Origin of the sequence: Streptomyces sp. NPDC050548 (assembly GCF_044457385.1) — a bacterium.
GTDB lineage: Bacteria > Actinomycetota > Actinomycetes > Streptomycetales > Streptomycetaceae > Streptomyces.
In genome coordinates this window covers 88,232-113,371 of the sequence record NZ_JBITGV010000009.1, presented here as the reverse complement: position 1 = coordinate 113,371, position 25,140 = coordinate 88,232, and the positions used below count along the sequence as shown (strand labels likewise).

Here is a 25,140-nt window from a genome sequence, read left to right as displayed (position 1 = left end):
ACATGTGGCTGAGACACACGAAGGTCCGCGGTGCGCCGCTGCAGGGCGCACCGCGGACCGTCATCCCCGTCAGCGAGTGCCGACCGCCGCACGCACGGCCCGGCGGGCCAACTGGCAGTCGTCGTGCAGCCGCCGCAGCAGCAGCCGTTGTTCCTCGCCGGACGGCGCAGCACCCGGGTGGGCAGCACCCGGTGCCGCCGGGGTCGTGTCGTGCATCGAACGCTGCACGGCCATCTCGTAGGTGCGGATCTCCCGGGTCAGCACCAGCATCAGGTTCACCAGGAACGCGTCACGCGACGCCGGTCCCGCCGACTGCGCGATCTGACTGATCTGCCGCCGGGCCACGGGCGCGTCCCCGAGGACCGCCCACAGTGTGGCGAGGTCGTAGCCCGGCAGGTACCAGCCCGCGTGCTCCCAGTCCACCAGCACTGGACCGGCCGGCGAGAGGAGGATGTTGGACAGCAGGGCGTCACCGTGACAGAACTGGCCCATGCCCTGTCGGCCCGCCGAGTGCGCGATGCCGTGCAGCAGCTTCTGCAGGTCGCCCATGTCCCGGTCGGTGAGCAGCCCCAGCTCGTGAAAGCGCGAGATACGGGCCGCGTAGTCCAGCGGGGCGTCGAAGGTGCCCGCCGGCGGCCGCCAGGCGTTGAGCCGGCAGATCGCGCCGAGCGCCGCCCTGATGTCCGCCCGCGGCGGGGCCTCCGCCGGGTGCCGGTGCAGCGCCGCCACCCGGCCCGGCATCCGCTCGATGACGAGCGTGCAGTTGTCCGGGTCCGCCGCGATCAGCCGCGGCACCCGCACCGGGGGGCGGTGCCGGACGAACGAGCGGTATGCCGCTATCTCGTGCCGGATCCGCTCGGCCCACACGGGGGAGTGGTCCAGTAAACACTTCGCTACGGCCGTGCTGCGTCCGGTCGTTCCGACCAGGAGCACGGAGCGCCCGTTGCGGCGTAGCACCTGCACCGGAGCGAACTCCGGGCAGATCCGGTGCACCGACGCGATCGCCGTACGCAGCTGGGCGCCCTGAGGGCCGGACAAGTCGAGTCTCCCGCTGAGCGGTTGGGTGCCGAGCCCCGGAACGCGCCGCGGCCTGCCCGCACCGAGCACGGGGCCGGCCGCCGGGCGCGCCGGGTCGAGGTAGGGGCCGCCGGCGCCCGGGCGGGGGTGCAGCGACCGGGGCGGGGCGGACACGGAGGACGATGCTGTGTACATGGGAGAGACAGATCCCTTCGTGTGCCTGCAGTGCCTGTCCAAGCAAGCGCGCTACCCGGCCCGGTCCCGTGGGTCCATCCTGGGGAATGTCCCTCGGTGACCGGGTCGGGGTGGCGCGTTCCTACCTGACACCGGATGCGCACTGGCACACCATGTGGCGCACCCTGGCGAACCATGGCGAATAGTCGCCCGGCACAGCGCACCGGGCTATGTTCAAGTCAGCCGAGAACCTGGGGGCTTGACGTGAACGGACAACCCAACTCCCGTCTCTCGGACCTGTTCGGCCTGGCCGGCTGGTCCAAGGGCGAACTCGCGCGGCTGGTCAACCGGCAGGCGGCGGCCATGGGCCACCCTCAGCTCTCGACCGACACCTCGCGGGTACGGCGTTGGATCGACATGGGAGAGATCCCGCGCGATCCGGTGCCGCGGGTGCTGGCGGCTCTGTTCACCGAGCGTCTCGGCCGTGTCGTGACCATCGAGGACCTCGGTCTGGTCCGGCACGGGCGTGTGGGGAAACGGCCCGACGACGGGAGTGTGGAACATCCCGACGGTGTGCCGTGGGCGCCCGAACGGACAGCTGCGGTCCTCACCGAATTCACGGGAATGGACCTCATGCTCAACCGACGCGGCTTGGTGGGCGCGGGCGCCGCGCTCGCCGCAGGCTCCGCACTCAGCAGCGCCATGTACGCATGGCTGCACTCCGATCCGACTCTTTCCGCCGACGCTCCCCGGTTCGACGATCCCCTGCACGCCGACCCCGCTGGGTTCGACCGCTATGAGGCCGCCCCCATCGGGTCGCAGGAGATCGAGGAACTGGAGGAGTCCGTCCAGGTGTTCCGAGCCTGGGACGCGGCCCGCGGCGGCGGGCTGCAGCGCAAGGCCGTGGTGGGACAGCTCAACGAGGTGGGCGGCATGCTCGCCTACCGGCACCCCGCCGATCTGCAGCGGCGCCTGTGGGGCGTCGCCGCCAATCTCGCCGTGCTCGCGGGCTGGATGTCGCACGACGTCGGCCTGGAGCCCACGGCCCAGAAGTACTTCGTCATCGCCGCCCACGCGGCCCGTGAGGGCGGCGACCGGCCCCGCGCCGGGGAGGCGCTCTCCCGGGCGGCTCGCCAGATGGTGCACCTCGGCCGGCCCGACGACGCGCTCGATCTCATGAAACTCGCCAAGACCGGTTCCGGCGACCAGGTGCTGCCCCGCACCCGGGCGATGCTCTACACCATCGAGGCCTGGGCACAGGCGTCGATGGGCAAGGGCCAGGCCATGCGCCGCACCCTCGGCCAGGCGGAGGACCTCTTCGTCTCCGACCGCGGCGACGTACCGCCCCCCAGCTGGATGCAGACGTTCAAGGAGGAGGACCTCTACGGCATGCAGGCCCTGGCCTACCGCACGCTGGCCGAGCACGAGCCGGGAGCGGCCGTGCACGCCCAGTACTTCGCGGAGAAGGCGCTGGCGCTGCGCGTTGACGGACGGCAGCGGTCGAAGATCTTCGACTTCCTGTCGATGGCCTCCGCGTGTTTCATCGCGGACGACCCCGAACAGGCGGACAGGTACGCGCGGTTGGCCCTGGCGTCGATGGGATCGAACTCCTCCCACCGCACCTGGGACCGGCTGCGCGAGATGTACCGGCTCACCGCCCAGTACTCCAACTACCCGAAGATCCACGAGCTGCGGGAGGAGATCAAGCTCGCGCTGCCGAAGACACAGCCGAGGAGCGCGAGGATCAGGAACGGCAACAGCGCCCAGGCGTAACTGATCCAACTGCCCTAGCTGATCCTGGCGACCAGCACGCAGGCGTCGTCCTCGCGCGCGGAGTCGCCGAACTCCTCCATGACCATCCGCACACAGTCCTGTGCGGTGCGTGCCTCGCCGAACCGCGGGGCCAGGTCGAGGAGTTGGTCGACGGCGGTCGCTCCGCTGTGCCCGGGCACCAGTCCGTCCGTGTGCAGCACGAGCACGTCGCCCGCTTCGAGGCTCTCCTCGGCCTGTCCGTAGGACGCTCCCGAGGTGGCGCCGAGCAGGACGCCGTCCGGTGCGCTCAGCATGCGCCCCGTCCCGCCGCGGAACAGCAGCGGGGCGGGGTGTCCTGCCTGCGCCCAGGTCAGGGTGCGGGTCTCGGGCCGGTACCGGCAGCACACCGCGCTGCCCAGGGCCGGTTGCACGGTGGCGTCCAGTAACTGGTTGAGCAAGGACATGAGTTGGCCGGGCTCGGTGCCCGCCATCGCCATGCCGCGCAGGGCGCCGAGCAGCATCGCCATGCCCGAGGTGACGGCGACACCGTGTCCGGTGAGGTCGCCGACGCTCAACAGGGTGGCGCCGTCGGAGAGTTGGAGCGCGTCGTACCAGTCGCCGCCGATCAGCGCGTTCGTCGAGGACGGCAGATAGCGGGCGGCCAGGTCCAGTGTCTCCGGCCCCTGGTGCGGGAGCCGCAGGGTGCCGCGCCACGGCGGCAGCACAGCCTCCTGCAGCTCGACCGCGAGCCGGCGCTCGGTCTGCGCGTGGTGCCGGTGGCGCTGCAGCGAGTCACGGGTCTCGCGCACCGTCCGCTGGCTGCGGCGCAGTTCGCTGACGTCCCGCAGCACGGCCCACATCGAGGCGGTGCCGCCGTCGGCGTCGAGCACGGGCTCGCCCATCATGTGCACGGTCCGTACGGCGCCGTCGGGCCGGACGACGCGGAACTCGCCGTCGATGGGTTTGGCGTCGACCAGGCAGTCCGTGACCATCGCGGTCAGACTCGGCCGGTCCTCGTCCAGGACCAGCGACGGCAGTTCGTCGAGGGTGAGCGGGGGAGCGGCCGGATCACGGCCGAGGATCTGGTACAGCTCACCGGACCAACTCACCGCGTCCGTCAGCAGATTCCACTCGGCACTGCCGACCCGGCTGAGCAGCGAGTCGGGTCGGGGCGCCTCCGGTACGGCAGTCGGTGCGAGCGGCGCCTCGACGGCCGCCGGCACGGGCGGCGGGCCGTCCCGCAGCTGGGCCAAGTGCTCGTCGACGTCGTTGAGTTGATGCAGGGCCAGATCGCACAAGGCCCGCTGCCACCGCTCCCGGGGATCCGAACCGTCGTGCTGGGCGTCCCGCCGTACGGCGTCCACGTCGCCCATGAGCCGCCGGGCCTGCGATATCAGCGCGTCGACCGAGCCGCGCGCGGGCGGCTGGGCGGCTGGGCGGTCCGCAGAGAGATGGGACGGCATGACGCACTCCGATGCGGGGACGGTTCGACCAAGGCGGATGGAGGGACCGGTTACGACTTTCGCACAGCCCGCGACGCCCTGTAAGGGATTTGGCAACACCCGATCCGGTGGTGCTTCTGGCATATGCCAGCGTCTTCACGGACAGGACGTGCCGTGCTCGTGGCGTAGCTGTCCTGGTGAGGCAAGTCGTAGACGCCGTACGTGAGTTGAGGGATTGGATACCCCCTCGGGTCGACATTCAACCAGCTGTTCGAGGGCCTGGTGTTCGCATGCGGCGCCGACGTCCGGTGTGAGGCCGAAAAGTGCTGCCCAGGTGAGTGATCCGCAGTACGTAACAGCCATTTTGAGCCGTTGCTTTGTTATAGCCATGACAATTCTGTGGGCGTGATGCCACGCTGCTGTGCACCACGCTCACCGAGCGTTCACTTCCTCCTCACCCTTCCTCCTCGCACCCGCGCGCCGCCGGACGGCCGTACCCCGGCCCGACCCGCTCTCCAGGACTCCACCGAGTCCGACCACCCCACATAAGGAGAACGCCTTGACCCGGCATGACCGTTATCCGCACCACCCCAGATACACCGCCGCCCTCGTGCTCACCGCGGTCGGCACCCTGCTGGCCGCCGGTATGCAGACCGGCGCCGCCTCCGCCGTTCCCGGCGGCGGCCACTCCCCGGCGAAGATCCTGGCCACCCCCCGGGCCGGAGCCGCCCCGGCCACGCTGACGGCGGCGAAGCACGCAGCCCTCCTCAAGAGCGCGGGCGCGGCCGTCAGGAGCACGGCGAAGACCCTCGGCCTCGGGGCCAAGGAGAAGCTCGTCGTAAAGGACGTCACGCAGGACGCCGACGGCACCACCCACACCCGCTACGAGCGGACGTACGCCGGACTGCCCGTCCTCGGCGGCGACCTGGTCGTCCACGCGAAGAGCGGCCGCCTCACGGTGACGAAGGCCGCGAAGGCGGACCTGAAGCTGGCGGACATCACCCCGAACGTGACGTCGGCGACGGTGAAGGCCAAGGCGCTCGTGGCCGCGGCCAAGAAGGGCGGCGAGCAGGCCAAGCTCGACGGCGCCCCGCGCCTCGTCGTCTGGGCCGCCGGAGCCAAGCCCGTCCTCGCCTGGGAGGCGGTGGTCGGCGGCTTCCAGGACGACGGCACCCCCAGTGAACTCCACGTGATCACCGACGCCGACTCGGGCAAGGCCGTCTTCCAGTACCAGGGCATCGAAACGGGCACCGGCACCGGCCAGTTCAACGGATCGGTCCCGCTCAGCACCACGCTCGACCCGGCGACCTCGACGTACCAGCTCGTCGACGGCGACCGCGCCGGACACAAGACCTACGACCTGAACCAGGGCACCTCGGGCACCGGCACCCTGTTTACGGATGACAACGATGTCTGGGGCGACGGCACCGCGAGCAACCGCCAGACCGCGGGCGTGGACGTCGCGTTCGGCGCCGCGGCCACCTGGGACTACTACAAGGACGTTTTCGGCCGCAACGGCATACGCAACGACGGTGTGGCCGCCTACAGCCGAGCCCACTACGGCAGCAACTACGTCAACGCGTTCTGGTCCGACACCTGCTTCTGCATGACCTACGGCGACGGCTCGGGCAACACCCACCCGCTGACCGCGCTGGACGTGGCCGCGCACGAGATGACCCACGGCGTCACCGCGGCGACCGCCGGCCTCACCTACTCCGGTGAGTCGGGCGGTCTCAACGAGGCCACCTCGGACATCTTCGCCGCCGCCGTGGAGTTCCACGAGAACCTGCCGGCCGACGTCCCCGACTACCTGGTCGGCGAGAAGATCGACATCAACGGCAACGGCACACCGCTGCGTTACATGGACAAGCCCTCCAAGGACGGCGCGTCCCGCGACTACTGGAGCTCGACGCTCGGCAGCGTCGACGTCCACTACTCCTCCGGCCCGGCGAACCACCTCTTCTACCTCCTGTCCGAGGGCAGCGGCGCGAAGACCGTCAACGGCGTCTCCTACGACAGCCCCACCTACGACGGCGTGCCCGTCGCCGGCATCGGCATCGACAACGCCCAGAAGGTCTGGTACCGGGCGCTCACCACGTACATGACCTCGTCCACCAACTACGCCGGAGCGCGCACCGCGACCCTCCAGGCCGCGGCGGACCTGTTCGGCGCGTACAGCCCGACGTACCTCGCCGTGGCCGACGCGTGGGCGGCGATCAACGTCGGCAGCCGGATCGCGCTCGGCGTCAACGTGGCCCCGATCTCCGCCCAGATCAGCGGAGTCGGCCAGTCCGTGTCCCTCCAGATGAGCGCGTACACCACCAACTCCGGTGCGGGGCTGACCTATTCGGCCACGGGACTGCCCGACGGACTCTCCATCGACAGCACCGGTCTGATCTCCGGCATCCCGACCACCCTCGGGAGCAGTGACGTCACGGTGACCGTCACCGACGACACCGGCGCGAGCGCCACCGCCTCCTTCACCTGGCGGGTGGCGAACATCTACGCCAACAGCAGCCGGGTGGACATCCCCGACAACGCCGCCGCCGTGGAGTCCCCGATCACGGTCACCGGCCGCGACGGCAACGCCTCGTCCACCACCCAGGTGTACGTCAAGATCATCCACACGTACCGGGGCGACCTGACCGTCGACCTCGTCGGGCCGAACGGCACCGTCTACTCCCTGTCGAACCGCGCGGGCGGCTCCACCGACAACATCGACCAGACCTTCACCGTCGACGCCTCCGCCCAACCGGTCAACGGCACCTGGAAGTTGCGGGTCCAGGACCACGCGGCGATCGACGTCGGCTACATCGACCAGTGGCAGCTGACCCCCTGACCCACAGCCCGTGTGACTGACCGTCCCTGACGGTCCCGGCCGCGCCCGCACCACGTGGGCGCGGCCGGAGCCGTCAACCGGGCGTCGTAGATTGTGTCCATGATCGAGGAGACAGAGCCCGAGGAGTTACAGCGTTCGGACACCCGACGCAGACATGCCGCGCGGAAGAAGGCGGAAGGCGGGGGCGGACTGCTGCGTTCGTCCGCGCTGATGGCGGCGGGAACCCTGGTCTCGCGCGCAACCGGCCTGATACGTCAGGTACTTCAGGCCGCGGCTTTGGGCACCGGACTGCTGGCCACCACCTACAACCAGGCCAACACGGTGCCGACCAGCCTGTACTTCCTGTTGATCGGCGGCGCCCTGAACTCCGTCCTGGTACCCCAGTTGGTCCGGGCCAGGACCGAACACCCCGACGGCGGCGCCGCGTTCGAGCAGCGACTGGTCACCCTCGTGCTGTGCGTCCTCGGCGTGGGCACCGCGCTGGCCACCTGGGCCGCCCCCGAGATCATCAGCGTCTACCAGCACGACACCCCCGCCACGCACGACGCGTTCCGACTGACCGTCGTCTTCGCCCGGTTCCTGCTTCCGCAGATCTTCCTCTACGGCGTCTTCAGCATCTTCGGCCAAGTCCTCAACGCCCGGGACCGGTTCGGCGCGATGATGTGGACCCCGGTCCTCAACAACGTCGTCCTGATCACCATGTTCGGCCTCTACCTGGGCCTGCTGACCGTGCCGGAACAGGTGTCGGACATCACGGGCGCCCAGGTCCGGCTACTCGGCATCGGCACGACACTCGCCCTCGCCGTCCAGGCGCTCGCCCTGATTCCCTATGCGATGGCGGCCGGGTTCCGGTTCAGGCCACGCTTCGACTGGCGCGGCACCGGGCTCCGCAAAAGCGTCAACGCGGCCCGCTGGACACTGCTGTTCGTGCTGACCAACCTGGCGGCGAGCACGGTGGTGACCCGTCTGGCCTCCGCCGCCGACGCGGCCCGGCCCCGCGACGGCGTCGGGTACACCGCCTACAGCTACGCCCAGCAGATCTGGATGCTGCCCCAGTCGATCGTCACCGTCTCCCTGGTGACCGCGCTGCTTCCGCGCATGAGCCGGGCGGCGACCGAGCACCGCCTCGACGACCTGCGCGCCGATCTGTCCCGCGCACTGCGGGTCAGCGGTGTCGTCATCGTCCCCGCCGCCTTCTTCTTCCTCGCCTTCGGCCCGCAGACGGCCCAACTCCTGTTCGCCCACGGCTCCGCCGACGCCGCGACCACCGCCCCTCTGGGCCACATGCTGCAGGCCTTCGGCCTCGGCCTGATCCCCTTCTCCGCCCAGTACCTCCTGCTGCGCGGCTTCTACGCCTTCGAGGACACCCGAACGCCGTTCCGGATGGCCGTGTTGATCTCGGGCATCAACATCGCGCTGGCCGTGGCCTGCCACTTCCTGCTCCCCGCGCGCTGGGCGGTCACCGGAATGGCCGGCGCCTACGCCGTGTCGTACGGGATCGGTCTGCTGCTGACCGCGCTGCGCCTGCGGCGCCGTACGGCGGGACTGCTCGACGGACGGCGGATCTGCCGCACCTACGCGAAACTGACCGTGGCCGCCACCGCCGCCGGAGGCGCCGGGTGGCTCCTCGCCCGCGTCTGCAACCAGGGCCTGGCGGCGGACAGTTGGGCACCGGCGCTCTCGCTGGCGGCGGGCGGTACGGCGATGGCCGTGCTGTTCCTGCTGCTGGCCCGGGTGCTGCGGACAGGAGAGTTGCGGAGCCTGCCCGGACTGGGGTGAGCGTCGGGCACCGGCCCGTGCGGTCCAGGGCGGGGTGTCCCCGTTTCCGACTCGTCGCGCAGGCGCGGCAGTTGGCGGGAAGTCAGGGGGTGAGCTTCAGGTCCTGCTCGACCAGCGGTTTGCCGGAGTGCCAGTCCAGGGCCGCGCCGAAGCGCACCAGTTCGCCGTAGAGCGCGGGATCGACGTGCTCCGCGAGGACGAGGTCGAGCACGGCCGTGGCCGCCTCGGCCGGGGACTTGGCCTGGCTGAAGTCGTCGAACCAGGGGCGGGAGGTGGCCGTGTCCACCATGCCGGGGCACACGGACGCGACCAGGGTGTCGCTCGCCAGGTCGTCCTGGCGGCGCTCCGCGGCGACCGCGCGGACGGCGGCGACCTGGGCCACCTTCGAGGGCACGTTCAGCCAGAGCGGCCAGCCCGCCTCGGCCGTGGTCCGGTGGTGGACGGCGCTGCGCCAGGACTCGACGGCGTACTCGACCTGGTCCAGGCTCGCGCCGTCGAACAGGTCGTGCAGCGCGGGGTCGAGATGACCGAGGGTGCCGAGGCTGCTGGCCACGACGAGGAACCGGCCGCCCGGGCGGAGGATCGGCCCGAAGGAGCGCAGCATCGCGTGGGTGGCGGTGTTGGAGACGTCGATGAACTCGTCGGCGCGCTCGGACTGCGACTCCCCGGGGAGCATGCGGGTCACGGCGTTGGAGATCACGATGTCGACCCCGCCGTGGCGCTGCCGGAGTTCGTCGGCGAGGTGGGCGATGGCGTCGGTGTCGGTGACGTCGAGGACGCGGCCCTCCACCCGGCTGCGGGTGCCGGGCAGGCCGGCCACCTCGCGGGCCGCGTCGGTGACCCGCCGGTCGTCGCGGCCGGTGAGCAGGACGGTGTCGTCGGGGCTCATGCGGGCCGCGAGTCCTTCGACGAGGGCGCGGCCGAGTCCCTGGTTGGCGCCCGTGACGAGGGCGATGCGTGGAGCGTTCATGCCTCCACGGTAGGAACGATCACATTCATGCGTCCAACGAAAGTCACGCACAGCTGGTATGCGTAATCGTCATGGACTTCACGGATGTGTCACTCACCGCCCTGCGCGTCTTCCGCGCGGTCGCCGAGCAGGGGACCTTCACGGCCGCCGCCGTGTCGCTGGGCTACACCCAGTCGGCGGTGTCCCGGCAGATCGCCGCGATCGAGCGGGCCGCGGGGACGGAACTGCTGGAACGGCGCCGCGACGGCGTACGGCTGACCCCGGCCGGCCGCATCGTCCTGCGCAGGGCGACGGTCGTGCTCGACGAGATCGACACCACTGCCCGCGAACTGTCCGGGCTGCCCACCGAGGCCGCGACCGTCCGCCTGGGCTGGCTGCCCAGCGCCGGAGCGGCCCTGCTGCCCCGCGTCCTGCTCGCCCTGCGCCGCAGCGACCCCGACCTGAATGTCGTCAGCCGGGAGGGCGGCACCCCCGCACTGGTGCGTGCCCTGCGGGCGGGCAGCCTCGATCTGGCCCTGCTGGCGTCGGCGCCCCCGTTCCGGCCGCCGGACACCGAATCACCCCCGCTGATCCTGCGCACCCTCACCGAACGCCCGTTGTACCTCGCGGTGCCCGCCACCCATCCGCTGGCCCGCGCCGACTTCGTCGACGTGGCCGACCTGCGCGGGCAGCGCTGGATCGCCGGTTCCTCCTCCGGCGAGGACCGGCTCATGGGTGTGTGGCCCGGCCTCGACGAACGGCCCGAGATCGCCCACACCGCCCGCGACTGGCTGGCCAAGCTCCAACTGGTCGCGGCGGGCTGCGGGTTGACGACCGTGTCGGCCTCCCTCGCCCCCGCCGTCCCGCCGGGCGTTCGCGTCCTGCCGGTGCGCGGCGGACCCCAGGAGCAGCGGCGACTCCTGCTGGCGCGGCTTCCGGGGGCGCCCTCCGAGGCGGTCACCCGGGTGGCGTCCGCTCTCCGTCTCGCCGCGCTCGACGCCGGGGACGTGACCCTCGAAGGGGGCGGCGCGGCGGTGGTGTGATGCAGGTCACGTCAACTCATTCGAGCTTCGGCGTAATGCAACGGGCACCTGCGAGGTCGTACATGTACACGGCTATTCGGCCGACCTCACCCATAGCGGAGACCGACCATGGACATCACCCTCGAACAGCCCACCCGAGCCCGGCTGATCACGGCGGACGACACCGAGATTCCCGTGTCGGCCACGCTTCGCTATCTCACCTCGGACCCCCTGGCCGTGCACCTCGACTTCCCACCCGAGGTGTCCCTCGACGGTGACGGGGTCACCTGGACCTTCGCCCGGGCGCTGTTGGAGGAGGGGCTGCGGCGCCCGGCCGGCAGCGGGGACGTGCACCTGTGGCCGTGCGGCCTGGCCCGTACGGTCCTGGAGTTCCACTCGCCGTTCGGACTCGCCCTGCTCCACTTCCACACCCCGGCGCTGCGCCGCTTCCTGCTGCGGACCTACGAGGTGGTGGCCACCGGACAGGAGGACATGGACGCGGTCGTCGACCGGGGGCTGAGCGCCCTGTTCGGGAGCGTCTGAGGCCAATTCGACGTCAGGACGGCGAACTCGGCGTCAGGACAGCGGCTTTGACTTTTGTTCACCTCCATCTAACCGCCCCGGTATGGACCTTGGCGATCACCCCGTGCACCCTTGCGCGCGGTGTGCCGCTCGGGCACGCCTGTGACGAGGGCGGAGCGCATGACACCGATCAGCCGAAGAGGCTTCGTGGGGCTCGGTGCCACCATGGCGGCGGGCATGGCGACGGGCACCGGAGTACGACCCGCGATCGCCGCGCAGCGGACGCGGACGGCGACCGGCACGATCTCGGACGTGAAACACGTGGTGATCCTCATGCAGGAGAACCGCAGCTTCGACCACTACTTCGGGCGCCTCAAAGGCGTCCGCGGCTTCGACGACCGCAGCGGCATCACCCTCAGCGGCGGCTACCCGGTCTTCAACCAGCCCAACGGCGGCGGCCGTCAGTACCCCTGGAAGCTCAGCGCCACCCCGGCCGCGGGCGGCAAGGACGGCGAGACCCTCGCGCAGTGCAACGGCGACCTGCCGCACTCCTGGTCCTCGCAGCACTCCGCGTGGAACAAGGGCCGCCTCGACAACTGGGTCTCCGGCGTCGGCAACATCCGCTCGCTCGGCTACCTCGACCGCGCCGACATCCCCTTCCACTACGCGCTCGCCGACAACTACACCGTCTGCGACGCCTACTTCTGCTCCACCCTCAGCGCGACCGGCCCCAACCGCACCTATCTGTGGAGCGGCAAGGTCGACTCCGCCAGCTACGACGGCGGTGACGAGTCCGGCCTGACCTGGCAGAACTACGCCGAGGCACTGCAGAACGCCGGAGTGACCTGGAAGGTCTACCAGAACGCGGCCGACAACTACGGCGACAACGCCTGCGCCTACTTCAAGAACTTCGCCAACTCCAAGGCGGGCAGCCCCCTTTACGACCGCGGGATGTCCTCCGTCCCGGCCACCACCGGCTCGACCCCCGACGACATCGCCGCCGCCATCAAGGCCGACGTCCTCGCGGGCACCCTCCCGCAGGTCTCCTGGGTCGTCCCCAACCAGGCCTTCTCCGAGCACCCCTACGCCCCGCCCGGCGACGGCGCGCACTTCATCGGCCTCGTCTACCAGGCCCTCGCCGCCGACCCGGACGTCTTCGACTCGACCGTCCTGTTCCTCAACTACGACGAGAACGACGGCTACTTCGACCACGTCCCGCCACCCGTCCCGCCCGCCGGCACGGACGGCGAGTTCCTCAACGGCGTCCCCTACGGCTTCGGCTTCCGTGTCCCGATGATCGTCATCTCGCCCTGGACTCGCGGCGGTTGGGTCTCCTCCGAGGTCTTCGAGCACACCTCGGTCCTCCGCTTCCTGGAGGCCTGGACCACCGCCCTCGGCACACCCGCCGCCTGCCCCAACATCAGCACCTGGCGCCGCAAGGTCAGCGGCGACCTGACCGGAGTCTTCGACTTCGCCGATCCGGTCTACGGCGCGGTGTCGTTGCCTGCGACCAGCGTCATCGGCATCTCCACCTGCGGCCCGCTGCCCAACCCGGTGCCGACGAACAACGCCCTGCCGACGCAGGAGACCGGCACCCGGCCCGCCCGCGCGCTGCCCTACCAGCCCAACGGGTACCTGGATCACCTGGAGTTCGGGTCGAGCGGCAAGATCCTCGCCTGGTTCGCCATGGCCAACCAGGGCGGCGCCGCCAAGAGCGCCGCCCATCTCTCCATCCACCCCAACGCCTACCGCGACACCACGCCCTGGCAGTACACGATCGACCCGGGCGGCACCGCCTCCGACTACTTCAACATCGGTACGGGCTACGGCAGCGGCAAGTACGACCTCTCCATGGTCGGCCCCAACCGCTTCCTGCGCCGCTTCCAGGGCGACGCGACGAAGGCGGGCAAGTCCGTTGAGGTGAGCACCCGTTACGCGGTCGAGTCGGGCACCGGCAAGCTCGCGATCTACTTCAAGATGGTCAACTCGGGCTCCGTAGCCGTGAAGTTCACCATCACCTCCAACCACTACCGCGGCGACGGACCGTGGACCCACCCGGTCGCCGCGGGCGGATCGACGGAGGACTTCTTCAACGCCGTTGCCTACCAAGGTGGTTGGTACGACTTCACGGTCACCGTCGACTCCGACGCGACCTGGTCGCGCCGGTTCACCGGTCACCTGGAGTCGGGCGCGGCCAGCGTCAGCGGCTGACGTCGGCGTACAGCTCCGGGCGCGGGGCGAGTTCGACGGTCACCCGGCCGCCGCTCTCCAGCGCCCGGACCCCGGCCTCGGCGACCACGGAGGACGCGTAGCCGTCCCAGGCGCTCGGGCCGGTGACCCGACCCTGCCGGGTGGCGTCCACCCAGGACTGCACCTCACGGTCGTAGGCGTCCGCGAACCGCACGAGATAGTCCAGCGGGACGTCCTCGTGCGCGCTGCCGTGCGTGGTGACGACCATCGTGCGGTCCTCGCCGATCCGGGCACTGCCCGCCTCGCACACGGCCTCGCAGCGCACCTGGTAGCCGAAGCCGGAGTTGACGAAGACCTCGACGTCGACCAGGGCGCCGCCCTCGGTCTCGAAGAGCACGAGCTGCGGGTCGATCAGCCCCTCCGGGGCATTCGCCGACGAGCGAGGGCTGAGCACCGTCACCGCCGTGAGTTCCTGACCGAGCAGCCAGCGGGCCGCGTCGATCTCGTGCGAGACCGAACTGTCGATGAGCATCGCCGACGTGAAGTAGGGCGGTGAGGACACATTGCGGTGGGTGCAGTGCAGGATCAGCGGGCGTCCCAACCGGCCGCTGTCCAGAAGGGACTTGAGGTGCTGGTACTCGGTGTCGTAGCGCCGCATGAACCCGATCTGCGCCAGCCGCCGCCCGAGCCGCGCCTCGGCCTCCACCACCCGCAGCGCTCCGGTGGAGTCGGGGACCATCGGCTTCTCGCACAGCACCGGCAGCCCGCGCGCGAAGGCCGCGAGCAGCGCCTCCTCGTGCGCGGGACCCGGCGAGGCGATGAGCACCGCCTCGACACCGGGGGCGTCCAGCGCGGCCACGGCGTCCTCGTGCACCGAGACCGCTTCCAGACCGGCCGCCGCCTCCTTGGCGCGCTCGGTGTCCGGGTCGGCCACCGCGGCCACCCTCGCTCCGCTCACCACCTGGTCGAGGCGTCGTATGTGGTCGGCTCCCATGTGTCCCGCACCCAGCACGGCCACGCCCAGCAGGTCACCCACGTGTGCTCTCCCTCTACGTCGACGATCACGCCGTAGCGTACGCCGCGGGGGAGAGGCGACCTCGGGGACGAACAGACGGCCTCAGTAGCGCAGTACGCCCGCGATGCCGGCCGCGTCGTTCAACGTGCCGTCGGGGACGAAGCGGACCTCGGCGCCGGTCTCCAGGCACTGTTCGACGATCTCGTCCACGATGTCCTCGCGGGCGTCGAGGTCGCCGCTCCCGGCCGGGACCAGATGGTCGCCGTGGTCGTCGCGGACCGTGACGCGGTAGTTCTCCTCGACGGCCAGCAGCCGGACCCGGCCCTCGCGGGCGTTCTGCCAGACCTCGTCCACGCCGGCCGCGAACTCCTTGCGCCCGCGCGCCGATTCGAGTTCCCGGGTCACCGTGACGGTGTTGTTCCGGGCCTCGGCGTCGACCAGTGGCCGTACCGCCTGCCACACCGCGTCGGGTGTGCCGTGGGCGAGACCGCCGTGGGGGATGTGCGCCGCGCCCTTGGTGGCGCTGCCCACCTCGTCGAGTGCCGAGAGGGCCGCCTGCTCGCCGGTGATGTAGAGCGGGCGCCGGTGCTCGCGCAGGATCCGGCCCATCGCGGTGTCGGCCTCGCGCAGGAAGTGCCGGGTGTCCTCGTCGCGGAAGGTGCTCGGGATGTCGCCGATGCGCTCCTGGCGCTCGGCGTCGAAGTTGTCCCGGTGGTCGCGGGTCAGCGGGAAGCCGCCGGTGTGGGCCTCGGTGACCCGGTCGACACCGCCGTTCCACAGCGTGACGCAGTCCGCGGAGACCGAGAGCACCCAGAACGGCCGCTCGGAGGCCTGCGCGGAGACGAGGTTGCGGGTGAGGAAGGTGTCGGAGAGCACCACACGTTCCGGCACCGATCTGGCGAGGGACCACACCTGGTGCTCGCCCGGCGCGGCGAAGATCACCAGACCGTCCTCGGTGTGTGCGAGATCGATCTCGGCGAGGGCCTGGTCGAGCTGGCGGACGACGTCGATCCGCCGGTCCCGGGGGACCGCGGGATCGGCCTCCAGCTGCTTCTTGGCCTCGGCCAGCACATTGCGCAGCCGGACCGGATCCTGGGCGTTGTCGGGCTCGCGACGATGTGTCGGGGTGAGCACGGAGACCGCGGGGTAGGGGCGCGGGCGCCGCAGTTCGGTCAGGGTGGCGGGACTCAGTGCGTGCTCCATAACAGCACGATAGGGCCGATCGGCGGATGGGGCATATGGGGGAAGCCCGCCAGGCAATTGGGGCAAATGGTTGCTAACGTCCCACGAGTGACGCAAGCCGCCACTGCCGACACCCGGACCACGGCCGCCAAGCTGACCCTGCCGACGCTGACCACCATGGTGGTCGGCTCCATGGTCGGGGCCGGAGTGTTCTCGCTCCCGCGCAGATTCGCGCAGGAGACGGGCGTGGCCGGCGCCCTCATCGCCTGGGCCGTCGCCGGTACCGGAATGCTGATGCTGGCCTTCGTCTTCCAGACCCTCGCCGTCCGCAGACCCGACCTCGACGCCGGTGTCTACGCCTACGCCAAGGCCGGTTTCGGCGAGTACCTCGGCTTCTTCGCCGCGTTCGGCTACTGGGCCAGCGCCTGCGTCGGCAACGTGACGTACTGGGTGCTGATCATGTCGACGATCGGCACCATCGCACCCTCCCTCGGCGAGGGCGACACCGTCCTCGCGGTGGTCCTCTCCTCGGCCGGACTGTGGCTCTTCTTCCTGCTGATCAGCCGCGGAGTGAAGGAGGCGGCGGCGATCAACCGGATCGTCACCGTCGCCAAGGTCGTGCCGATCCTCGTCTTCGTCGTCCTCGCGCTCTTCTACCTCAAGCCCCATGTCTTCGCCGAGAACTTCGGCGGCGCGGACTACGCGGGCTCCCTGTTCCAGCAGGTCAAGGGCACCATGCTGGCCACCGTCTTCGTGTTCCTGGGCGTCGAGGGCGCCAGCGTCTACTCCCGGCACGCCCGCCGCCGCGAGGACGTCGGCCGCGCCACCGTCCTCGGCTTCCTCAGCGTCTTCGCCGTCTTCGCGTCGGTCACGATCGTGTCGTACGGCCTGATGCCGATGGGTGAGATCGCCGAACTGCGGCAGCCCTCCATGGCGGGAGTGCTGGAGTACGCGGTGGGCACCTGGGGGAAGGTCTTCGTCAGCGTCGGGTTGATCGTCTCGGTGCTGGGCGCCTATCTCGCCTGGACGTTGATGGCCGCCGAGGTGCTGTTCGTCGCCGCCAAGGACGACGACATGCCGCGCTTCCTGAAGAAGTCCACGGCGGCCGACGTGCCCGTGCCCGCCCTGGTGATGACCACCCTGCTCAGCCAAGTCGTGCTGGTCGTCACCTACTTCTCCGACGACGCCTTCAACTTCGCGCTGGACCTGACCAGTTCGCTGACGCTGATCCCGTTCCTGCTGGCGGCGGGCTTCGCCGTGAAGATCGCGGTCGCCGAAAACCGGGGCGGGCGAGGCGAGTTGGTGATCGCCGGGCTCGCCACCGTCTACACCGCGTTCCTGATCTACGCGGCCGGCTTCAAGTACCTCCTCGTCTCGTTCATCATCTACGCGCCCGCCACCTTCCTGTTCGTCAAGGCCCGCAGGGAGCAGGGGCGTTCGCCCTTCTCGGCCCGCGAACTGGTGATCCTCGCCGTCTCGGCCGGTGGTGCCGTTGTCGGCGTCGTCGCCCTGGCAGCGGGCTGGATCAGCCTCTGACCCCGCCTTCGACCTCCGGAAAGGTGTGCGCACCGTGACCAACCCAGACACCGTGGACCGACATGAGTACGGCGTCCACTCCGAGGTCGGCCGACTGCGCAAGGTGCTGGTCTGCGCACCGGGCCTGGCCCATCGCAGGCTCACCCCGACCAACTCCGACGACCTGCTCTTCGACGACGTGATGTGGGTCGAGAACGCCCAGCGCGACCACGCCGACTTCGTCAACAAACTCCGCGAACGCGGCGTGGACGTCGTCGAGTTGCACGAACTGCTCGCCCAGACCATGACGATCCCCGCGGCCAAGGACTGGCTCCTGGACCGGAAGATCGTCGCCAACGAGGTCGGCCTGGGCCTCATCGACGCGACCCGCGCCTACCTGGAGAGCCTCGAACCGGCCGAACTGGCCAAGTACTTGATCGGCGGCCTCGCCACCACCGACCTCCCGGACGACTACCGCTCCGACTACGTCGCCCTCGCCCGCGAGTCGACCGGTGTCCGCGAGTACCTGATGCCGCCGCTGCCCAACACCCTCTACACCCGCGACACGACCTGCTGGCTCTACGGCGGCCTCACCCTCAACCCGCTCTACTGGCCCGCCCGGCACGACGAGACCCTGCTGATGAAGGCGATCTACACCTTCCACCCGGACTTCGCGGGTTCCCTCGTCTGGTGGGGCGACCCCGAACTCGACTGGGGGCAGGCCACGTTCGAGGGCGGCGACATCATGCCCGTCGGCAACGGCGTAGTCCTCATGGGCATGAGCGAACGCACCTCGCGCCAGGCCATCACCCAGGTCGCCAAGGCGCTCTTCGACCTGGGCGCCGCGGAGCACGTCGTCGTGGCCGGTATGCCGAAGCTGCGCTCCGCGATGCACCTCGACACCGTCTTCACCTTCGCCGATCGCGATCTGGTCACCCTGTACCCGGCGATCATGGACGCCGTCCACACCTTCTCCCTGCGCCCCGGCACCAAGGGACCCGGCCTCGACATCGTCGACGAGGGCCCGACCCCCTTCACCGACGTCGTCGCCAAGGCGCTCGGCCTGCCCGAGCTGCGGGTCGTCGAGACGGGCGGTGACATCTACGCCTCCGAGCGCCAGCAGTGGGACAGCGGCAACAATGCGGTCGCGCTGGAACCGGGCGTGGTCTTCACCTACGACCGCAACACCCAGACCAACACCCTGCTGCGCAAGGCCGGCGTCGAGGTCATCACGATCGTCGGCGCCGAGTTGGGGCGCGGCCGGGGCGGCGGCCACTGCATGACCTGCCCGATCGTGCGCGACCCGGTGGAGTTCTGAACTGCCGGGCGAACCAGGGATGTTGGTGAACTCTTTGCCCGTGGCCGGTTCCTGACGAGCACCGCCCGGTGGGACGCCGGTCGGCGGATCTCGCGGACGCAAAGCACGGCCGAAAGCGGTGGGGTGGCGCGGCCGTTCAGGTTACGGACATGTTGACCGGCTTCATGGGTGTGCCCCACGCTCGACATGTAGGTGCTAGATACAACTGGTTCGGCCGGGGGTTCCCCACACTCGGAAACACGCAGGTGATCCGGGACTCCCCGGCCGGCCGGACGCGGGAGGTAACGCATGTGCGGCATCACCGGATGGGTCTCCTTCGACCGTGAACTGCGCACCGAGGCCGCGACATTGGATGCAATGACCGAGACGATGGCCTGCCGCGGCCCGGACGACCGGGGCGTCTGGGCACAGGGCCCCGCCGCCCTCGGACACCGCCGGCTCGCGATCATCGACCTGCCCGGCGGGCACCAGCCCATGACCGCCGACACGGCGGACGGCACGGTCGCCCTCGTCTACTCGGGGGAGACCTACAACTTCACCGAACTGCGCCGCCAACTCGCCGACAGGGGACACCGGTTCACCACCGACTCCGACACCGAGGTCGTCCTGCGCGGCTATCTCGAATGGGGCGACGCCGTCGCCGAACGCCTCAACGGCATGTACGCCTTCGCGATCTGGGACGGCCGTCGCGATCAACTCGTCATGATCCGGGACCGCATGGGCATCAAGCCCTTCTACTGCCACCCCACCTCCGACGGCGTCCTCTTCGGCTCCGAGCCCAAAGCGATCCTCGCCAACCCGCTCGCCCGCGCCAGGGTCACTCTGGACGGCCTGCGGGAACTCTTCACCATGATCAAGACACCCCAACACGCCATCTGGGACGGCATGTTCGAGGTCGAGCCCGGCACCGTCGTCACCGTCGACCGCGCGGGCCTGCGCCGCCGTACCTACTGGCAGTTGGAGACCCGCCCGCACACCGACGACCGCGACACCACCGTCGCGACCGTCCGCACCCTCCTGGACGACATCGTGCGCCGCCAGCTCGTCGCCGACGTGCCCCGCTGCACCCTGCTCTCCGGCGGCCTCGACTCCTCCGCCATGACCGCCATCGCCGCCCGCCAACTCGGTGTGCACGGCGAGAAGGTGCGCAGTTTCGCCGTCGACTTCGTCGGCCAGAGCGAGAACTTCGTCGCCGACCAGCTCCGCGGCACCCCCGACACGCCGTACGTCCACGACGTGGCCCGCGCCTCGGGCACCGACCACCAGGACATCGTGCTCGACGCGCACGCCCTGGCCGATCTCGACGTACGGGCGAAGACGATCCGCGCCCGCGATCTCCCCATGGGCTTCGGCGACATGGACTCCTCGCTGTACCTGTTGTTCCGCGCCATCCGCGACCAGTCCACCGTCGCCCTGTCCGGAGAGTCCGCCGACGAGGTGTTCGGCGGCTACCAGCAGTTCTTCGACGAGGAGGCCCGGCGCGCCGCCACCTTCCCCTGGCTGGTGCGCTTCGGCCGGGACTTCGGGGACGACTCCGACGTCCTGCGCACGGACCTGACCGAGGCACTGGACACGCCGTCGTACATCGCGGACGGCTACCGCACCGCCGTCGCGGGTGTCCAACGCCTCGACGGCGAGAGCGACTTCGAGTACGGCATGCGGCGCATCTGCCACCTCCACCTCACCCGCTTCGTGCGCATCCTGCTCGACCGCAAGGACCGCGCGAGCATGGCGGTCGGACTGGAGGTCAGGGTGCCGTTCTGCGACCACCGGCTCGTCGAGTACGTCTACAACACGCCCTGGTCCCTCAAGTCCTACGACGGCCGGGAGAAGACCCTGCTCCGGGAGGCCACCGCGGACGTCCTCCCGAAATCCGTGTACGACCGGGTCAAGAGCCCGTACCCGTCCACCCAGGACCCCAAGTACGCGGTCGCCCTCCAGGACCACGCCAAGGACCTGCTCGCCCGCCCCTCCCACCCGGTCTTCGACCTCGTGGACCGCGACAGGCTCCGCCGCATCGCCCACCGCGACGCCCCCATCAGCACCCAGGCGGGCCGGCGCGGCCTGGAACGCGCCCTCGACCTGGCGCTCTGGCTCGACCTCTACAAGCCCGAGATCTCACTCGCCTGAGGGTGAGGTGTCCGGCTGGCAGGAGCTCCCGCTGGGCGGCAGCGAGCCGTACAGCAGGAAGTCGTTGACCTTGGTGTGCACACACTTGGACGACGCGTAACCGGTGTGGCCCTCACCCTTGTTGTCGAGCACCACGGCCGAGGAGCCGAGCCGGTGTGCCGTCTCCACGGTCCAGCGGTACGGCGTCGCCGGGTCGCCCCGGGTGCCGACGAGCAGCATCTTCGACGTGTCCACGTTCTTCACGTCGTCGCGGATGTAGTCGGTGCCCTTGGGGCGGCCGTAGCACATCAGGACCTCGGTGAGCCGGTAGCGGCCGAAGACCGGTGACGCGGCCTGGTACTCGGCGCGCAGTCCGGCCAGGTCCTTGGTGATCCGCTCGGCGGTGGGGCGGTCGGGGTCGTCGGCGCAGTTGATGGCCATCAGCGCGGCCGGGAGGTTGTCGAGCGGGACGTTCTGCGCGTCGACGAGCCCGCCGCCCGACTCCTCGCCACCGCTCCGCAGTCCGGGCAGCCCGGACCCGCCGGACGAGAACGCCATCACGGCGCGCGTGTCACCGTCCTCCACCAGCGAGGCGATGGCACGCTCCAGCGACGGCCACAACTGCTTGCTGTACAGCGCCTGACTGATGGCGCCCACCAGGTCCTGGCCGGAGAAGGTGTCGCCGAAGTCCGTCTGCACCGGATCCTGGTCGAGCGAGTCGACGAGCCCTACGACCCGGTCCGGCGCCGACCGTGCGTCCGTGCCGAAAGGACAGGCGATGTCCTGCACACACCAGTTGAGGAAGTCCTCCAGCGCCGTCTGCTGTCCCTCGGCGCCCGCCCTGCCCTGCTCGGACAGCGGCTCGGTGAGCGTGTCGACTCCGTCGAGCACCAACCGGCCCACCTTCTTCGGGAATTGGGCCGCGTAGACCGCGCCGAGCCGCGTTCCGTAGGAGAAGCCGAGGTAGTTGAGCTTCTTGTCGCCGAGGGCCTGGCGCATCACGTCCAGGTCCCGGGAGGCGTTGACCGTGCCTATGTGGGGCAGGACCGGGCCGGAGTACTTGGCGCAGACGGCCGCAGCCTTCCGCAACTGCTTGAGGACGACCTTCGGATCGCTGCTGTCGATGTCCGCCGGTTCCTCGTCCGTGGCGGCCGAGCCCTGGTCGGCGCCCGCGCCACAACTGACGGGCGAGGACTGGCCGACACCGCGCGGATCGAAGGTGACGACGTCGTAGCCGTTCGTCAGATCCATGAACTCCTTGCCGTCCGAGGCGAGTTCACTGACGCCGGCACCGCCGGGACCGCCGAAGTTCAGCAACACGGAACCCCGGGACTTCCCGGTCGCCCGGTAGCGGGCGAGCGCGAGATCGAGCGTGGCTCCGCCGGGCTTCGCGTAGTCGAGCGGGACGGTGACCTTTCCGCACTGCAGATCCTTGGGTGCGTCCGGGTCCTTGCACGCGGCCCACTTCACCTTCTGCCGGTAGAACCGGGAGAGGTCGGGCCGCGGCCCGTTGTCGGCCGTGGCGAGCGTGGGCAGCCCCGCGCCGAGCAGTGCCAGCGTGAGGACCCCGGTGAACGCGCAGCGCCGGAACGCGGGCCGCGATGACAGCCTGGCCAGCATCAATGCCTCCAAGGACGCGCTGTGACCAGCGCCCTCGATCACGATAAACGGGCCTCACGGGGCCCGCCTCCTGGCGGGCGGAGCGGCGATCGGTGCCGTATTCTGCGCCCCTTCAATAGGCATAAGGGGTTTTCCGACTAATGGTTTTCCGATTGGCCGGGGGTGTTGGAGCGGCGTTGTTACGAGTAGTTCGATAACCGTGACGCTCGATGGAGTGAAAGGCCGATAAGCCATAACTCGGATGGTGCGCCCACGTTTTATTCGGTGCGGGTGACCGCCCGCGACCAAGTCTGGAAGGCAGGGAACCTATGAAACGGGTTACCCGAAACGGGATGATCGCCGTCGCCGCCGCGTCCGGTGCGATGGCCGCCGCGCTGCCGGCGTTCGCCGACTCCGCCGCGGACGGCTCGGCGGCCGGTTCGCCGGGGGTGGTCTCCGGCAACACGATCCAGCTCCCGGTGCACGTACCGGTGAACGTGTGCGGGAACACCGTGAACGTGGTGGGGCTGCTCAATCCCGCCGCGGGCAACAGTTGCGTCAATGAGGGCGGCGGCGCGAAGAACCCCGCCGGGCCACGCGGAGGCGCCTCGGCGCACGGCGGCGTAAAGGACTCGCCCGGTGTGCTGACCGGAAACGGAGTGCAGCTCCCGATCCATCTCCCGGTGAATGTCACCGGCAATTCCGTGAATGTCGTGGGTGTCGGCAATCCCGTCGTGGGCAACCGGTCGGAGAACACTTCCGGCGACCACCCCCACCACCCGGCGCGGCCGACGCCCGAACCGTCGGCACCGACTCCCGCGCCGCCGAAGCCGCATCCGGCGCCCGTTACGGAGGTGCGGGGGTACCCCGCCCCGCCCGCCGCCGCGGCCTCACTGGCCCACACGGGCACGGACGACCTGGTCCCGGCCGCCGCCGCCGGCGCGGCGCTCGTCCTGGGCGGCGCCGCGCTGTACCGGCGCTTCCGCCCCGGCGCGGGCCGCTGACCCGGGCACCCGCGCCAGGACGGAAGGCCCCACCGGGCAGGCGACCGGTGGGGCCTCCGCCGTTCGAACCGGCTTGATGGATCAGGGGAGTTCGCCGCGCAGGATGCTGTACCGCACCCCGTCCCGCCACCGCCCGTCCCGGTACGCGACGCTGCGCAGGACGCCCTCCCGGGTGAACCCGGCCTTCTCCAGGGCGCGTTGCTCGGCGATGTTCTCCGACTCCGTGTCCGCCTCGACGCGCATCACCAGGGTGTGCGCGAACAGATAGCGCACCAACTGCCGTTGCGCCTCGGTCCCGACACCCTGTCCGCGTGCCTCGGGCAGCAGGGTGATGCCCATGTTCCAGTAGTGGCAGGTCGGCGTCGGGGCGACCTTCCGCCAGGCGACGAACCCCACGGGCTCCTCGGCCCGGAGCACCATCAGATACGACCGGTCACCGCCGAGCAGACGATCCTCGGACCACTGCCGTCGCCAGCGCCGGACGTCGCTCCAGCCGTACCACTGGAACTCCGACGCGGCCTCCGGGTCGCCGAGGAAGCGCTCCATGACGGTCAGGCCGGCTTCGTCCACCGGTCGCAGTGCGATGTTGTCCAAGGTCATGCGGGACAAGCGTAGAGGGCCTCAACTAGTGGGCGCCGTCCGGGTGTTCGTCCGCATCGGCCGGAGCCCTGAGGAGTGCGTGGGCCGCCTTCCGGAACGCGGAGAGCAGTCGGTTGTGCTCGCCTGCCCGGGTCGCGAGGGCGACATGACTCGGCTCGACGCCGTGCAGAGGTATCGCGACGATGTCGGGGCGGAGCGTCTGCCCGGGGCGGATGCCGGCCGCGATGGCCACGGCCCGTCCGTCGGCGACGAACTCGAACTTGTCCGCCAGGGCCCGGATCACCGGACCACCGGGCGCGGGCCGGCCGTCGGGCCGGGGATCGATACGCCAGAAGGCGGCCCACGCCGGGTCCGCGCCGGGGAGCTGCGGAACGGGCTCGTCGGCGATGTCGTCCACGGTCACGGACTCCTTGCCGGCCAGCCGGTGATCGAGCGGCACGAGCAGGACGCGCGGCTCGCCGTAGAGGATCGTGACCTCCAACTCATCGGTGGAGAACGGCAGTCGGGCCACCACCGCGTCCACTCGCCGCTCCAACAGGGCGGCGCGTACATCGTCGTAGGCCAGATGCACGACGTGCACATCGGCGTCCGGATGCCGGCGCCGTACCTCGCGCACCGCCGGGGTCACGAACAGGTTCGCCATGTACCCGACGGTGAGTCGGCTGGGTTCCGCAGCGGCGCGGGTCTCGGCGGCGGCCTGGGCGGTGGCGCGCAACAGCCCCTTGGCGCGCGGCAGAAAGACCTCCCCGGCCTCCGTGAGCCGAGTGCCCTGCGGGGTGCGGTCCAGCAGTCGGGCCCCCAACTGCTCCTCCAGGCGCCGGACTTGACGGCTCAGGGACGGCTGGGTGATGTGCAGAGACTCGGCTGCGCGACCGAAGTGACGCTGCTCGGCGACGGCGATGAAGTACCGCACGAGACGCAGTTCGAGATCGGGCGCGGGAGGCAGGTCCGTCATGCCCCAAGCGTACTGCCACATGCGCCGCACATCTGGGCCGATAGGGCCGCTGAACAGTGGTGATGCCTGATCCGCATTGCCTCATGCGAAACAGGCTTTGGACCCGGAACGGATGCCCCGACCACGATGGAAGCACAGCACGACCCAGTTCGACACT

The 25,140-nt window shown here is 70.2% G+C and carries 18 protein-coding genes; 10 read left to right on the top strand and 8 right to left on the bottom strand.

Annotation, left to right across the window (positions count from 1 at the left end):
* Nucleotides 1-69 precede the first annotated feature (69 nt).
* A complete protein-coding gene (locus tag ACIBJH_RS25005; RefSeq protein WP_399119068.1) occupies nt 70-1,212 on the bottom strand; it encodes an aminoglycoside phosphotransferase family protein in 1,143 nt (380 codons plus the stop codon).
* A gap of 243 nt (nt 1,213-1,455) precedes the next feature.
* Between ACIBJH_RS25005 and ACIBJH_RS25000 the strand changes: the two genes are divergently transcribed.
* Entirely contained in the window at nt 1,456-2,964 is a 1,509-nt protein-coding gene (locus ACIBJH_RS25000; protein ID WP_399119066.1) for a hypothetical protein, read from the top strand.
* A gap of 14 nt (nt 2,965-2,978) precedes the next feature.
* Here the strand turns inward: ACIBJH_RS25000 and ACIBJH_RS24995 are convergent, their stop codons facing one another.
* Nucleotides 2,979-4,406, bottom strand: a complete 1,428-nt coding sequence (locus ACIBJH_RS24995; protein WP_399119065.1) for a PP2C family protein-serine/threonine phosphatase — start codon at nt 4,404-4,406, stop codon at nt 2,979-2,981.
* 538 nt (nt 4,407-4,944) lie between these two features.
* On the opposite strand from ACIBJH_RS24995, the gene ACIBJH_RS24990 reads away from it, so the two are divergent.
* The gene (locus ACIBJH_RS24990) at nt 4,945-7,224 is read left to right on the top strand and encodes a M4 family metallopeptidase (protein WP_399119064.1); all 2,280 of its coding nucleotides are present in this window, start codon (nt 4,945-4,947) and stop codon (nt 7,222-7,224) included.
* A gap of 99 nt (nt 7,225-7,323) precedes the next feature.
* A complete protein-coding gene (gene murJ / locus ACIBJH_RS24985; RefSeq protein WP_399119063.1) occupies nt 7,324-9,003 on the top strand; it encodes a murein biosynthesis integral membrane protein MurJ in 1,680 nt (559 codons plus the stop codon).
* 82 nt (nt 9,004-9,085) lie between these two features.
* Here the strand turns inward: murJ and ACIBJH_RS24980 are convergent, their stop codons facing one another.
* Entirely contained in the window at nt 9,086-9,973 is an 888-nt protein-coding gene (locus ACIBJH_RS24980; protein ID WP_399119061.1) for an SDR family NAD(P)-dependent oxidoreductase, read from the bottom strand.
* A gap of 71 nt (nt 9,974-10,044) precedes the next feature.
* On the opposite strand from ACIBJH_RS24980, the gene ACIBJH_RS24975 reads away from it, so the two are divergent.
* The 3 genes from ACIBJH_RS24975 to ACIBJH_RS24965 all read left to right on the top strand — a co-directional run bounded on the left by ACIBJH_RS24975 (nt 10,045) and on the right by ACIBJH_RS24965 (nt 13,707).
* Nucleotides 10,045-10,995, top strand: coding sequence for a LysR family transcriptional regulator (locus tag ACIBJH_RS24975; RefSeq protein ID WP_399119060.1), 951 nt, complete (start codon nt 10,045-10,047; stop codon nt 10,993-10,995).
* Between the two features lie 108 nt (nt 10,996-11,103).
* Entirely contained in the window at nt 11,104-11,517 is a 414-nt protein-coding gene (locus ACIBJH_RS24970; protein ID WP_399119059.1) for an SsgA family sporulation/cell division regulator, read from the top strand.
* Between the two features lie 159 nt (nt 11,518-11,676).
* Nucleotides 11,677-13,707, top strand: coding sequence for a phosphocholine-specific phospholipase C (locus ACIBJH_RS24965; RefSeq protein ID WP_399119058.1), 2,031 nt, complete (start codon nt 11,677-11,679; stop codon nt 13,705-13,707).
* Here ACIBJH_RS24965 and ACIBJH_RS24960 read toward each other — a convergent pair.
* Together ACIBJH_RS24960 and ACIBJH_RS24955 are read right to left on the bottom strand one after the other, a co-directional pair.
* Nucleotides 13,697-14,722 carry a Gfo/Idh/MocA family protein gene (locus tag ACIBJH_RS24960; protein WP_399119057.1) on the bottom strand — a complete coding sequence of 342 codons (1,026 nt, stop codon included), beginning with the start codon at nt 14,720-14,722 and terminating at the stop codon, nt 13,697-13,699. The two genes, ACIBJH_RS24965 and ACIBJH_RS24960, sit on opposite strands and share 11 nt — an antisense overlap.
* Before the next feature lie 81 nt (nt 14,723-14,803).
* Nucleotides 14,804-15,904, bottom strand: coding sequence for a chemotaxis protein (locus ACIBJH_RS24955; RefSeq protein ID WP_399119056.1), 1,101 nt, complete (start codon nt 15,902-15,904; stop codon nt 14,804-14,806).
* Between the two features lie 87 nt (nt 15,905-15,991).
* Here ACIBJH_RS24955 and ACIBJH_RS24950 point away from each other — a divergent pair, with 87 nt between their 5' ends.
* The 3 genes from ACIBJH_RS24950 (at nt 15,992) to asnB (ending at nt 20,846) form a co-directional block, all read left to right on the top strand.
* Nucleotides 15,992-17,419 (top strand): basic amino acid/polyamine antiporter, encoded by a 1,428-nt coding sequence (locus ACIBJH_RS24950; RefSeq protein ID WP_399119055.1) that lies wholly within the window; start codon nt 15,992-15,994, stop codon nt 17,417-17,419.
* A 34-nt stretch (nt 17,420-17,453) separates the two neighbouring features.
* On the top strand, nt 17,454-18,716 hold the full coding sequence (locus tag ACIBJH_RS24945) for an arginine deiminase (protein ID WP_399119054.1): 1,263 nt from the start codon (nt 17,454-17,456) through the stop codon (nt 18,714-18,716).
* Between the two features lie 288 nt (nt 18,717-19,004).
* On the top strand, nt 19,005-20,846 hold the full coding sequence (asnB, locus tag ACIBJH_RS24940) for an asparagine synthase (glutamine-hydrolyzing) (RefSeq protein ID WP_399119053.1): 1,842 nt from the start codon (nt 19,005-19,007) through the stop codon (nt 20,844-20,846).
* Here asnB and ACIBJH_RS24935 read toward each other — a convergent pair.
* Nucleotides 20,835-22,445, bottom strand: coding sequence for an alpha/beta hydrolase (locus ACIBJH_RS24935; RefSeq protein ID WP_399119052.1), 1,611 nt, complete (start codon nt 22,443-22,445; stop codon nt 20,835-20,837). The genes asnB and ACIBJH_RS24935 overlap by 12 nt on opposite strands.
* 332 nt (nt 22,446-22,777) lie before the next feature.
* Here ACIBJH_RS24935 and ACIBJH_RS24930 point away from each other — a divergent pair, with 332 nt between their 5' ends.
* Nucleotides 22,778-23,428, top strand: a complete 651-nt coding sequence (locus ACIBJH_RS24930) for a chaplin (RefSeq protein WP_399119051.1) — start codon at nt 22,778-22,780, stop codon at nt 23,426-23,428.
* A gap of 81 nt (nt 23,429-23,509) precedes the next feature.
* Here ACIBJH_RS24930 and ACIBJH_RS24925 read toward each other — a convergent pair whose 3' ends face one another.
* Together ACIBJH_RS24925 and ACIBJH_RS24920 are read right to left on the bottom strand one after the other, a co-directional pair.
* Nucleotides 23,510-24,028 (bottom strand): GNAT family N-acetyltransferase, encoded by a 519-nt coding sequence (locus ACIBJH_RS24925; protein WP_399119050.1) that lies wholly within the window; start codon nt 24,026-24,028, stop codon nt 23,510-23,512.
* Between the two features lie 25 nt (nt 24,029-24,053).
* Nucleotides 24,054-24,983, bottom strand: coding sequence for a LysR family transcriptional regulator (locus tag ACIBJH_RS24920; protein ID WP_399119049.1), 930 nt, complete (start codon nt 24,981-24,983; stop codon nt 24,054-24,056).
* Nucleotides 24,984-25,140: the final 157 nt, after the last annotated feature.